Source organism: Capnocytophaga sp. H4358 (genome assembly GCF_002302515.1).
Classification (GTDB): Bacteria; Bacteroidota; Bacteroidia; order Flavobacteriales; family Flavobacteriaceae; genus Capnocytophaga; species Capnocytophaga canis.
Map to the genome: position 1 here is coordinate 2,556,687 of NZ_CP022380.1, position 13,081 is coordinate 2,569,767.

Consider the following 13,081-nt stretch of genomic DNA (forward strand, 5'->3'; position numbering starts at 1 on the left):
ATTTGCTCCTGTTGAGACCCTTTTTCGAACATAACTCTTTTTTTGTATGACATATCGAAGATAGCTTTTCAAGGCTATATGCTGATAGTCAGACTACTTTTCTAATTTTATTGATTTACCATTTGAATTGTACCAAAAATTCATGGGAGCTTCGTGCATAGATGTTCAGCTGTGGCTGTGAATTGTTTTCGTAGCCATATCCCACAACTACATAATACTTTGGTATGTGGAACATAATATAGGCATTAAACGCTTTATCCGTTCTGTAAGTCAATCCTAATTCACTGTTTTTCAAGTAAACTCCTGCTAAAGTCAGATCAAATGACGGACTGACATCTTTCACAAAACGAGTCTGCAACATTGGTTTTAGAGTAAATTCTGGAGAGAGTTTCCAAAAATATCCTGCCAAACCATAGATATGAAAACGTTGGGCTACTGAAGTCATTACGTCTTCTTTTACTTTAACTTCTTCCGATGCCAATAGATTGGGAACAGATAATCCAACATAAAAATCACGATGCTCATAGTAAACTCCTGTCCCTATATTTATTTGGAATTTCCCTGATATAGTCTGTAAATAAGGGTCGTAGTAGGTGTTATGAGGAGAGGTATAAGTTCTGATCCGACTTCCGTCTATATTAAAAAAATCACCTCCAAATTTTAATCCTCCGTACAATTTGCTGTATTCATTTATGGGTATGGCATATGCAAAATCGGCATATAATCCTGCTTGTTTTTGGATAAAAACTTTATTATTTTGAATTGAAAAACCGACACTTACACGCTCATTGATTCGGTGTGTGGTCAAAAGAGTCTGACTTTGAGGCGCTTCAGTATCTCCTTGCCACTGATTGCGTATGTCCACTGAAATGGTATGTCCTTTCTCTTGGCCTGTAGCCGCAGGATTTACCAAGTTTTTATGTTGATTATAAAATATGTGTGTAGGATTTTGTGCATATATGTTTATCACCGATATAAATCCAATTAGTATTATGTAATATATTTGTTTTTTCATCGTATTTAGTAATTTATAAATATCCAACCTTTGCGGGTATACATTTCTGTATTATCTAATGTAAAAATGTAAAAATAAGACCCCTGAGGCACTTTCTTTCCATTGCTTCCCATGCCACTCCATTGATTTTTATAACCTTTAGTTTCATAAACCAATTGACCTAATTGATTGTAGATGCGTAGGGTACTATTCGGATATTCCTCTGCCCTGAGAATCGAAAAATAGTCGTGTATACCATCATTATTAGGCGAAAAAGCATTGGAAATCAAAACATAATCCAAAGACGTGTCAATATCATTAGCTATGCCATCACCATCTATGTCATTGTCGCACAGATCTCCTATGCCATCGTTATCCAGATCTGCTTGATTCGGATTGTAGATTTCTGGACAATTATCACTGTCGTTCGGTACACCATCTCCATCCAAATCATCATCACAAACATCACCAATACCGTCTCTATCCAAATCCAATTGATTGGAGTTGGATTGTCGTGGACAGTTATCATTATCGTTATGAACCCCATCTCCATCCCAATCATCATCACAAGCATCTCCTATTCCATCTCTGTCCAAGTCTTCTTGATTCGGATTTGCCAATTCAGGGCAATTATCTGCATTTGACATAATGCCATCTCCATCAACATCATCGTTTTCCTTGATGGTAATCGTACTTTTATTAACAGCCAAAAATATATTCCCTTCGGCTTTAATCATAAATTTCCCTTGATTTGTTATCGGAATACTCGGAATTGTAATTTTTGCAGTTCCATTATTAGGAATACCTGTAGCTAAAGTATGAGAAAAAGTAGCTCCTCCATCTTCGGAAAACAGAACTGATATTGTTTTTACGTTGATGTTATCACTATCAGTATTGGCCACGTCCCAACGGATAGTTTCGGTTTGCCCTACGTACCAATTTGATGGAGTAGTATGAGAAAGTACCGAAAAAGGCCCAGCTTTGTCATTCACCACTACTTGTATCGTTTTGTAAGTTGTATTCCCAACAGTGGTTGCCGAAGTATTCCTATCGGAAACCACAAATGACCAGTTCAAGGTACGTCCCACATTAGTAACAGTTTCCCAAGCACTATTTTGGGCAGGATGCGTTTGAGTTAGCTGTCCCGAAACGATGCGACTCAATCGCGGGATATAGCGTTTTGAATTTATTGAAGGAGGTAGCGAACGTGCTATTGCACCGGTCTTTGCATTAGGCGAAAAACTATACGAATTTGTTCGACTATCGGCTTGTTCCCATCTGTAAAGCAAAGTATCTTCATCAGCATCAGAAGCTGTTCCTTCTAACAAATAAGCTGTTCCTTTGGGGATTGTATAACTCAAAATATCGTGAATTTCAGGAACAGTATTTCCAGAATCTGTAATAATAGCACATCGTTTTTCTTTGACGTTTTGCATGATGTCATAAATACTCCGATGATGAAAATAGGCATCTGACCGTTGTTGTAAATTTTGGCTCATCAACACCCCTGCATATCCCATAATTGTTGAACCACTCCCAGGCTCAACTTGTGAATCTGTACCTTCATTATCATACGAAAAGGTATGGTATGCTCCCATTTGATGTCCCAATTCATGACAAAAAAGATCTATTTCGAAATAATCTGGAGAAACTTTAGAAAAATTAATCGCCGAAAAGCCTGCTCCTTTTTTACCACTTTCACACACACAACCTATACAACCTGCATTTCCACCTACATCTTCATGATGAAACAGATGTCCTACGTCATAATTCACAGAACCCACCTGATTATCAAATAATTCTTGTAGAATCTTAGCTTCTTTTAGATTGCCCTGTTCATTCAACCATTGGTCATAATTGATATTTTTTAAAGGATCCGCAGCTTCTGTATCAAACAGAATATTTTGGTCGGAAACCAATTGAAACTGAATTGACATTTGCGAACCATAAACTTGATTAACCCGATTGATGGTGTTTACAACCTGAATCAAAGCATTGGATTTTCCTCCAAAATATTGAGTGTACTCATGTGTCGCTGCTATGGCAATCCGAAAGGTACGTACCTTATTTTCAGTGCTATACGTAGCTCTTTTTGTAAGGTTTTTTTCTGAGGCAAATGCTTGAGTAGTACATTTTATGGGATTTTTCTCGGTCATGTCACGGTGATATACTTCATAAAGAAAACCTTCATCGTCAGTAGATTCGATGAAAGAGTAGTGAAAATTTTCTTCCATGATTGCATTTAACCCACGAGGCGACCAAGTAATTCGGATGCTCCTCAAAGGATTAGTTACTGAAACCCCCGCAAAAGTTTTTATATGAGGATATTTTTCCTGTAAAACGGACGAAAGTACCTGTGTTTCCTGCAAACGAAAAGATTCAATATCTCCCTCTCCATTGGGTATATAAACCTCCGCTATTGATTTACTGGTTTGTCTTACATTTTTTAAAAGAGCTTTTGCAAAAGCCTCTTTATCAAGACTATAATAAAATTTCCCTTCTTTTTGTTCCTGTTTTCCTGTGGTATTATTGGGTTGCCAATAGCTTTGTGCATTAAGACTACCAAAGAACAAGATAAAGAACATATAGATTATATTTCTCACCGCAATTTTCATGAACGATAGTATTCAAATGCTTTGTAAATCAATTCATTACTTACCTTACAATCCAATTTTGGTTGTGAAATTTGTTCTAACAGCACGAAATTAATATTGCCATATGAATTCTTTTTATCAAATTTTAACAAATCTATTATTTGATCTATTTCTTCTTTTTTAAACGTATGTTTTTCAAAATATTGATTGAATACATTTTTGATTTCTAGAGCCTTTTCCTTTGGAAAATACAACAACTCGGAGGATAGATATGTGGCTAAAATCATACCAATAGCAATTGCTTCTCCATGCAAAAGTGTTTGTCGAGACGAATTTTGCAAACAATACGATTCGATAGCATGTCCTAATGTATGTCCAAAATTGAGAGTTTTTCGCAAACCTTTTTCAGTTGGATCTTGCTTGACAATATTATTTTTAATTTCGACTGATTCGTAGATGAGCTGCCCTAAATCTTCCATGGTTAGCTCATGGAGTTTAAGCATTTTATACCAATACATTTCCGATTGAATAAGTCCGTGTTTAAACATTTCAGCCATGCCACTACGCAACTGTTCGGCAGGAAGTGTTGCCAAAAATCGAGTGTCAATCATCACCCCGATTGGATTGTTAATCACTCCCACTTGATTTTTCAAAACTCCCAAATCCACGCCTGTTTTTCCGCCTACGGAAGCATCTACCATCGCTAATAAACTCGTTGGAACATTCACAAAATCAATTCCCCTCATATAGGTCGATGCTACAAAACCGCCTAAATCCGTAACAACACCTCCGCCTAAATTGATGAGTAAACTTTTGCGATCAGCTTCCAATTCCGACAGTGCAAACCACACTTGAGAACAAGTATCTATATTTTTAAACTCCTCACCCGCCTCAATCTCAATGATTTCAATCGGTGTTTCTGTTGCCATATCCGCTAAAAACAACGGCAAACAATAAGTGTTGGTATTACTATCTACTAAAATAAAAATTTTAGAATATTTTTTCTCTTGCAAAAGTTTATTCAGAAAATAAAAACTACTTTCGCTAAAATAAACAGAATAACCTTGTGATTGTATATTCATTTCTCGTTTTTGATACATTAACTTTGTATGAAGAGGACAAATATACTCTTAAAATTTAAGTAAAACAAACTTTACTATAAATAAAAAAAACACGACTAAAAATGAGTAAAAGACAAAAAAAAAATCATACCTTTGCCCTCAGTGGAAAAAATGATCTAAAATCATTAAACCTTTCATCTATTTATTAAAAATCAACTATTTAAAATACTTTAAAGAAAAAATGGCTACACGTTTTAGCGACACTCAAACTGCATTCGCACTGAAAGATAATTTTGAATTAGGAAGAGCTTATTGGCTTTTTCGTTTTATTGGGAATAATAGCCTTATTGGTATCGGTACAACTATGACTAATTTGTCTTTAAAATTACGTCTTCCAGTGGAGTGGCTCATCCGAAAAACAGTCTTTAACCAATTCTGTGGAGGTGTTTCTGAAGAAAATTGCAAACCAGTTATTCAAAAAATGTATGAAAAGGGAGTTAGTTCCATCTTGGACTATTCTGTTGAAGGTAAAGAAGACGAGGCTTCGTTCGAAGCTACATTTAAGAAAACAATGGAAATCATCGATTTTGTACACGAAAACAGAAAACAAGGAACTCCATTCGCTGTATTCAAACCAACAGGATTTGGAAAAATTGATATATATCAAAAAATATCCGAAAAACAACAACTTACAGATGAAGAGCAACAAGCATGGGAGCGTATCGTAGAGCGTTTTGACCAAGCCTGTGGAAAAGCAGCCAGCTACAAACTACCAATAATGATTGATGCTGAAGAAAGTTGGATGCAAGATGCTGCCGATCAGCTCATTGAACAAATGATGCAAAAATACAATAAGGAGGAGGCTGTCGTTTACAACACTCTGCAAATGTACAGACATGACCGATTGGATTACCTGAAAGGGCTACACCAACGTGCAATTGAAAACGGTTTTTACATCGGAGTGAAAGTGGTTCGTGGTGCTTATATGGAAAAGGAAAATGCAAGAGCTCAAGAAAAAGGATATATTTCACCCATCTGTATTTCAAAACAAGCAACAGACGACAATTACAACTCTGCAATTGTCTACATTTTAGAGCATATTGACCGAATTTCTCTGTTTGCAGGAACTCATAATGAGAAAAGTACGGGATTAGTAATGGATTTGGTAGAGGAAAAAGGCTTAAAACATAATGACAAACGCATTTGGTTGGCTCAACTTTACGGAATGAGCGACCATATCAGTTTCAATGCAGCTAAAATGGGATATAACGTAGCAAAATACCTACCATTTGGCCCTGTACGTGAGGTAATGCCTTATCTGATTCGTCGTGCTCAAGAAAATACTTCAGTCGCAGGACAAACAGGACGCGAATTGACGCTCCTTAAGCGTGAATACGACCGAAGAAAAAAACAAAAGAAATAGAAATTGTGCAGAAAGTCATCAACATACTTAACAAAAGAGCCAAATTTGAATACGAGATATTGGATAAATATCTAGCAGGAATAGTGCTTGTAGGTACCGAAATTAAATCTATTCGTTTGGGCAAGGCGTCCATTGCTGAAAGTTTTTGTGAATTTAACGACAAAAATGAACTTTTTGTCATCAACATGAATATTGAAGAATATGCCTACGGAACACATTACAACCACAAACCAAAGAGTGAACGCAAATTACTTCTTCAAAAACGTGAATTAAAAAAACTAAACAAAGAAGTTCGAAATACAGGTCTTACCATTGTTCCTTTGCGTATGTTTATCAATGACAAAGGATTAGCAAAGGTGGAGATTGCTTTGGTTCGCGGTAAAAAGCTATATGATAAACGCGAAACAATTAAAGAGCGTGACAATAAGCGTAATCTGGATAGAATCAAAAAAATACGGTAAGACACATTTCCTTTTGGTCGTATTGTAAAAAGTATGATGATATAAAAAATGATAATCAGGGAAATGTAGTTATTTTGTTGAATGCAAATAAGAATTATACTGTATCGCCCTGATTGTCAAAGCACGAAGATAGTGAAAAACGGGAAAAATCTTATGGAAAGCAAAAATATTTTGCAAAGATTGTCATCACCAATTCATCGGCGACCATAATTTGACCTGTAAAGCTTGTTTATCAATGATTTACCAAAATGTTTTGATTTCAAAGAAACTTGAAAATCATTTTAAAGCCTTTGAAATTGCCTTTTTTACATCAATTTCGGACATATTTAATCATCATTTTTGGAAAACATGACCCAAAATTAATTTCTATTGAGTTACCACACGCTATGAAAACAAGTGCAAAATACTGAAATATAGTCTTTTATTTAAAATATTTGAAGCTACCATTAGGTAACGATTAGAAATCTATCTTTGTTTTTACCCGTCAAATTACCCTATGCCTTACTTTCCAACATTTCTCTGATAAAAAATAAAGCCCCTTATAATGTGTATATTACAGCTTTTTGCTTAATTTTGCCGTTTAGTTTTATTTTCAAAACAAAAATAAGAGGGCAGAGCGTTCAAGAAATCGTACCGAAGCTTAAAATGAAAAGAGAACGGAAAAAATATCGAAAATTTAAGTATTGTTCTTTCCATGAAAATCCGTACCTTTGCATAACTTTTTCAGCAGTATGTTCATCACCTTCAAGGATTGGGACATATTCATGATGAATGGTTAGATTTATACCCAAAAGACAAAAAATAATTCCAAACAACAAAATAACAATTTATGAACAAATCGGTTTATATCATCACTTCTGATGCCTACAGTGGTAAATCGTTGGTAACCTTAGGAGTGATGCAGATGATTATGCGAAATACGGCCAAAGTGGGATACTTTAAACCTATTTTGGAGAGCAAAACTCAAAAAGATAATCATATTACAACTGTACTTTCTCATTTTCAGTTAGATATGGACTATGAAGATGCTTATGTCTATACACGTAGCGAGGTGACAAATCTCCAAAATAAAGGAAAAATCGGAGAGGTGTACGATACGATCATCAAGCGTTACAAAGCATTGGAAAATAAGTTTGATTTTGTGTTAGTTGAGGGGACAGATTTATTAGAAGACAGTAATGTTTTCGATATTAAGTTTAATGCTTCGTTGGCTCAAAACTTAAATATTCCTGCATTGGTAGTTTTAAAAGACAGCTTTTTGTCAGAGGATGAACTTGTAAATCAAATTCAGATTGAGGTAAACACCCTTTTGGAACAAGAGGTACAAATTTTGGGAGTGTTTGTTAACAAAGTTAAGAATTATAATGACAGCGTAAAACAAAGACTCGAAAAGGAATTTAAAGACATTCATTTTACGTTTATTCCACGAGAGGAAGATTTGAGTCGTCCTACGTTGAAAGAAATTGCTGATGAGTTGGGAGCTAAATTCCTTTACAAAGGGGACGATGTCAACATGATTACTAAAAAAACAATCATCGGAGCAATGCAATTGCATAATTTCTTGAATCACGTTTCAGAAAGTTGTTTGGCGGTAATCCCAGCCGATAGATCGGATTTGATTGTTGGTAGTTTAACAGCTCACATATCGTCCAACTACCCTCGCATTGCTGGTTTGGTACTTTCTGGAGGCATTGTTCCTGAGCGTTCAATAATCAAAATTTTGGATGGAACACAAAAGATTATTCCAATAATGCTTTCAAAATCAGGTACTTTTGAAACGGCTACTCGTATTGGAAATATCAAATCTAAGATATATCCTGAAAGTGCAGAGAAAATAAAATTATCAATTCAATTATTTGAAAAATATGCTGATGTGAGTAGTTTGAATGCTCGTATTTCATCATTCAAATCGGATGCTATTACACCACGTATGTTCCAATACAATATGGTTCAGAAAGCACGTAAAGCACAGAGACATATTGTTTTACCTGAAGGAACAGACGATAGAATTCTAACAGCAGCTTCTCAATTAGCAGTTGATGAATTGGTGTATCTGACTGTTTTGGGTGATGCTGAAAAAATCATGTCACGTGTTAATGAATTAGGTTTAAAATGGGATGAACGGCGTATTTTTATCGTAAACCCCGTTGAAAGCCCTAAGTACGAGGAATATGTGCAGAAACTTTACGACATTCGAAAGTCAAAAGGGTTGGAGCTTTCACAGGCCAGAGATTTGATGCTGGACGTATCCTACTTCGGAACGATGATGGTTTTTGTGGGAGATGCTGACGGAATGGTTTCAGGAGCGGTGAACACTACGGCACACACTATTCGTCCGTCATTGCAGTTCGTGAAAACCAAACCTAATGTCAATACAGTTTCATCTGTGTTTTTTATGTTGTTGAATGACAGAGTTTTAGTTTATGGAGATTGTGCAATTGTTCCTAATCCAACCGCAGAGCAATTGGCAGAGATAGCAATTTCCTCAGCAGAATCGGCTAAGGCCTTTGGTATTGAACCGAGAGTAGCGTTGTTGTCCTATTCTTCAGGAAGTTCAGGTACAGGTGCCGATGTGGATAAGGTTCGTACTGCTACAGAAATCGTCAAATCCCAATGTCCAGACCTTTTGGTCGAAGGCCCTATTCAGTACGATGCAGCTGTTGATCCAAAGGTTGGAAAAAGTAAAATGCCAAATTCAAAGGTAGCAGGTCAGGCAAATGTGTTGATTTTCCCAGATTTGAATACAGGAAACAATACTTACAAAGCGGTGCAACGCGAAACAGGAGCTTTAGCTATTGGCCCGATGTTGCAAGGATTGAAAAAGCCCGTAAATGATTTAAGTCGTGGAGCTACGATTCCAGATATTTACAACACAGTGCTAATTACAGCTATTCAATCCGTTATGGAAGAATAATTTTATCAATATACAAAAATGGAAATATTAATAATTAACTCAGGAAGTTCATCGTTAAAATATCAACTGATAAATTCAGAAACAGGTGATTCAATTGCCAAAGGACTTGTTGACCGTATTGGGATCGAAGGCAGTTTAATAAAATATGTAGCATTTAAAGACGGGAAAGAATACGAAACTAAGAAACAAGTGCCAATTCGCAACCATGAGGAGGCAATGAAACAGGTAACAGATGTGCTTTCAGATGCCGAAATTGGTGTTATTTCTGATGCGGATGCTATTCAAGTGATTGGGCATCGTGTGGTACATGGAGGTGAAAAATTTGTACAGCCAACCATTGTAACCGAAGAAGTGAAGCAGCAAATAGAGAAATTAATTCCCCTTTCACCTCTTCATAACCCAGCATGTTTGGAAGGTATTCGCAGTGCTGAGAAAATGTTTAAAAAAGCAAAACATGTTGCTATTTTCGATACTGCTTTTCATCAAACACTACCTGCTAAGGCGTTCCGTTATGCCATTCCAAATGAGTACTATGAGAAACATGGAGTTCGTGTGTATGGCTTCCATGGGACAAGTCATAAATATGTAGACTCTCAAGCTCGTAATTATTTGAAAAATAACAATATAAAGAATATAACGATTCACTTGGGTAATGGTTCCAGTATGGCAGCAGTAAATGAGGAAGGTCGATGTATGGATACTACGATGGGACTTACGCCACTTGATGGATTAGTGATGGGAACCCGTTGTGGAACAATTGATGCAGGAGTCATTTTTTATTTAGCGAATCAACTGCAAATGACTACTGATGAAATCAATACCGTCTTGAATAAAAAAAGCGGGATGTTGGGACTTACGGGAAGTTCAGACGCTCGTGACGTATCCGATAAATATTTCGCAAACGACCCTAATGCCGTTTTGTGCTACGAATTATACGCCTATCGTATCAAGAAATTTATAGGTGCTTATGCCGCAGTCCTCAATGGACTTGACAGTATTACTTTCACAGCAGGTTTGGGCGAAAATGACGATTTAATTCGTTTGTTAGTATGTCAAAATTTAGAGTTTTTGGGTATTGAAATAGACGAAGAGAAAAACAAAACTCGAAATAGACCCAAACAAACTGTTGAAATACAGAAAGATAGTAGTAAAGTAAAAATATTGGTCATTCCAACCAATGAAGAGCTACAAATCGTAAACGAAATTAAATCGTTGTTGTAGTTCAATTTCGTTGTTATATTTTTAGGAATGAATTCATAAAATTCGTTTCATTAGCCTACCTCAGTTTGCAGATCTATGTATTTACAATAGATTTACAAAGTGAGGTAGTCTCACAAAATTTGATTTTTAAAAATAATTACAAAATAATAAACAATAATGTACATACCTTTTAACGAATTGCCAGAAACCTCTCGGATTTGGATATACCAAAGTAACCGTAGTTTCGCTCCAGAGGAATTAGTAGATTTAGAACAAAAAATTAAAGTCTATTTAGATCAGTGGTCAGCTCACGGAATTGGACTAACTACCTCGTTTGAAATTCGTTACAACCGTTTCATTGTTATAGGTGTAAATCAAGAAATTCACCCTGTTTCAGGCTGTTCGTTGGATGATTTAGCACGTTTTATTCAAGAATTGGAAAGGAATTATCAAGTAGATTTATTCGATCGGATGAACGTAAGTTATCGTCAAGGAGAACATATAGCTTATAAAAAATTAGCCGATTTCAAAAAAATGGTAAAAGAAAAGGCTGTATCTGCTAAAACAATCGTTTTCAATAATTTAGTAAATACAAAATCTGAATATGAAACCGATTGGGAAATTCCTATGGAAGAAAGTTGGCATAATCGCTTTTTGTAATCAAAAAAATATCTTAAAAAAACGTATTCGTAATGTTTTATTTCGTATCTTAGCACCTCAAAATCTTAATTTATTCAAAAATAAACTAACCGATTTTATAAAAAATAAAACAATATGAATTCATTTACAACGCTGGACATCGTCGTATTTGTGATATACGCGGTTGTCATTTTGTCGGTAGGTCTTTTTGTTTCCAGAGGCAAGAAAGACACTCAAAAAACTGCCGAAGATTATTTTTTGGCTGGAAAAACTTTACCTTGGTGGGCAATAGGTTCATCGCTAATTGCAGCAAACATTTCTGCGGAACAATTTATCGGGATGTCAGGTTCCGGCTTTGCTATTGGACTTGCCATAGCTTCCTACGAATGGATGGCCGCTATTACTCTTATAATCGTTGGTAAATTTTTCTTGCCTGTTTTCATTAAACAAGGTCTTTATACCATTCCTCAATTCATTGAAAAACGGTTCAACACTTCTTTGAAGACCATTTTGGCTGTTTTCTGGATAGCTTTGTTTGTTTTCGTAAACCTAACATCAGTTTTGTTTTTAGGAGCTAAAGCATTAGATACTGTTTTGGGTGGTGCTACGGGTGAAAATCTGATGTTGTTTATGATTGGATTAGCTTTGTTTTCAGCGGCTTATTCTGTTTGGGGAGGACTTTCAGCGGTTGCTTGGACGGATGTGATTCAGGTGGTATTGCTTGTTGTTGGAGGGTTAATTACAACCTATATAGCGTTGGACAATGTAACTCCACAAGGAGGAGCTCTCCATGGATTACAGCATATCTATGACGTAGCAGGAGATAAGTTTAAGATGATTCTTGATAAGGATAATCCTCAATTTAATAATTTACCGGGCATTGCTGTACTTATTGGTGGACTTTGGGTAGCAAACTTGTACTATTGGGGATTCAATCAGTATATTATTCAACGTGCTTTGGCTGCAAAATCATTAGCTGAAGCTCAAAAAGGGATTGCTTTTGCAGGATTTTTGAAATTGATAGTGCCTTTGATTGTTGTAATACCTGGAATTATCGCTTACGTGATGTACTACGAACCTGCAGGAACGGTAGCTATTGAAGGAGTAAAAGAGGCATTTACTAAAGCAGATGGTAGTATCGATTTTGATCGTTCTTACCCTTGGCTGATTAACCAGTTTGTCCCAGCAGGATTGAAAGGATTGGTGATTGCCGCCCTATCTGCTGCGATTGTTTCTTCATTAGCTTCCATGCTGAACTCTACTTCAACAATCTTTACGATGGATATTTATAAACCGTTTATTAATCCAAAAGCGTCAGATTCTAAATTAGTTACAGTGGGGCGTATTACTGTATTAGTGGCTTTAGCTGTAGCGACTTATTTTGCTCAATTTTTGGGAGCTTTGCCACAGATGTTCCAATACATTCAAGAGTGGACAGGCTTGGTAAGCCCAGGAATTTTGGCAGTATTTTTAATGGGATTATTTTGGAAAAAAACCAATCCGACAGGAGCTGTAGTTGGTGTTTTGCTTTCAATTCCAGTAGCTTTGGGGCTTAAGTTTTTGCCTGGTGTGGAATTACCTTTTATGGATCAAATGCTTTACACCTTATTAGTCACTATTGTAGTGATTATGGGAGTGTCATTAGTAACAGGAAAAGGTGACGATGACGAGAAAGGTATTCCTCTTACGCAGGAAACCTTTGCAACTAATGCAACGTTTAATACAGCAGCATATGCTATTTTATTGATTACGGCTACTTTGTACGTAGTGTTCTGGTAGGATTTTCAACTTCTGA

General features: G+C 36.1%; 9 protein-coding genes. 6 read left to right on the top strand and 3 right to left on the bottom strand.

The window, feature by feature from the left end:
- Positions 1-115 precede the first annotated feature (115 nt).
- The 3 genes from CGC49_RS10790 to aroB are packed head-to-tail and all read right to left on the bottom strand — an operon-like array spanning position 116 to position 4,670.
- A complete protein-coding gene (locus CGC49_RS10790; RefSeq protein WP_095912762.1) occupies positions 116-1,015 on the bottom strand; it encodes a PorP/SprF family type IX secretion system membrane protein in 900 nt (299 codons plus the stop codon).
- Positions 1,016-1,020: 5 nt separating this feature from the next.
- Positions 1,021-3,579, bottom strand: coding sequence for a reprolysin-like metallopeptidase (locus tag CGC49_RS10795; RefSeq protein ID WP_369801088.1), 2,559 nt, complete (start codon positions 3,577-3,579; stop codon positions 1,021-1,023).
- 26 nt (positions 3,580-3,605) lie between these two features.
- On the bottom strand, positions 3,606-4,670 hold the full coding sequence (gene aroB, locus CGC49_RS10800; RefSeq protein ID WP_095912763.1) for a 3-dehydroquinate synthase: 1,065 nt from the start codon (positions 4,668-4,670) through the stop codon (positions 3,606-3,608).
- A 220-nt stretch (positions 4,671-4,890) separates the two neighbouring features.
- Here aroB and CGC49_RS10805 point away from each other — a divergent pair, with 220 nt between their 5' ends.
- The 6 genes from CGC49_RS10805 to CGC49_RS10830 all read left to right on the top strand — a co-directional run bounded on the left by CGC49_RS10805 (position 4,891) and on the right by CGC49_RS10830 (position 13,065).
- Positions 4,891-6,072 carry a proline dehydrogenase family protein gene (locus tag CGC49_RS10805; RefSeq protein WP_095894365.1) on the top strand — a complete coding sequence of 394 codons (1,182 nt, stop codon included), beginning with the start codon at positions 4,891-4,893 and terminating at the stop codon, positions 6,070-6,072.
- A 5-nt stretch (positions 6,073-6,077) separates the two neighbouring features.
- Entirely contained in the window at positions 6,078-6,533 is a 456-nt protein-coding gene (gene smpB / locus CGC49_RS10810; protein ID WP_042008998.1) for an SsrA-binding protein SmpB, read from the top strand.
- An 829-nt stretch (positions 6,534-7,362) separates the two neighbouring features.
- Positions 7,363-9,447 carry a phosphate acetyltransferase gene (gene pta, locus CGC49_RS10815; protein ID WP_042344339.1) on the top strand — a complete coding sequence of 695 codons (2,085 nt, stop codon included), beginning with the start codon at positions 7,363-7,365 and terminating at the stop codon, positions 9,445-9,447.
- An 18-nt stretch (positions 9,448-9,465) separates the two neighbouring features.
- Complete coding sequence (locus tag CGC49_RS10820; RefSeq protein ID WP_042345851.1) at positions 9,466-10,668, top strand: acetate/propionate family kinase; 1,203 nt, start codon at positions 9,466-9,468, stop codon at positions 10,666-10,668.
- Between the two features lie 156 nt (positions 10,669-10,824).
- Positions 10,825-11,307 (top strand): ABC transporter ATPase, encoded by a 483-nt coding sequence (locus CGC49_RS10825; protein ID WP_095912610.1) that lies wholly within the window; start codon positions 10,825-10,827, stop codon positions 11,305-11,307.
- A 114-nt stretch (positions 11,308-11,421) separates the two neighbouring features.
- Positions 11,422-13,065: a sodium/sugar symporter gene (locus CGC49_RS10830; protein ID WP_042009006.1), complete on the top strand. Its 1,644-nt coding sequence runs from the start codon at positions 11,422-11,424 to the stop codon at positions 13,063-13,065.
- The last annotated feature ends 16 nt before the right edge of the window (positions 13,066-13,081 follow it).

Excerpts from the sequence above, each read along its gene's own strand:
- CGC49_RS10790 (WP_095912762.1), bottom strand. The coding sequence starts at position 1,015 with ATGAAAAAACAAATATATTACATAATACTAATTGGATTTATATCGGTG.
- CGC49_RS10795 (WP_369801088.1), bottom strand. The coding sequence starts at position 3,579 with ATGTTCTTTATCTTGTTCTTTGGTAGTCTTAATGCACAAAGCTATTGG.
- aroB (WP_095912763.1), bottom strand. The coding sequence starts at position 4,670 with ATGAATATACAATCACAAGGTTATTCTGTTTATTTTAGCGAAAGTAGT.
- CGC49_RS10805 (WP_095894365.1), top strand. The coding sequence starts at position 4,891 with ATGGCTACACGTTTTAGCGACACTCAAACTGCATTCGCACTGAAAGAT.
- pta (WP_042344339.1), top strand. The coding sequence starts at position 7,363 with ATGAACAAATCGGTTTATATCATCACTTCTGATGCCTACAGTGGTAAA.
- CGC49_RS10820 (WP_042345851.1), top strand. The coding sequence starts at position 9,466 with ATGGAAATATTAATAATTAACTCAGGAAGTTCATCGTTAAAATATCAA.
- CGC49_RS10825 (WP_095912610.1), top strand. The coding sequence starts at position 10,825 with ATGTACATACCTTTTAACGAATTGCCAGAAACCTCTCGGATTTGGATA.
- CGC49_RS10830 (WP_042009006.1), top strand. The coding sequence starts at position 11,422 with ATGAATTCATTTACAACGCTGGACATCGTCGTATTTGTGATATACGCG.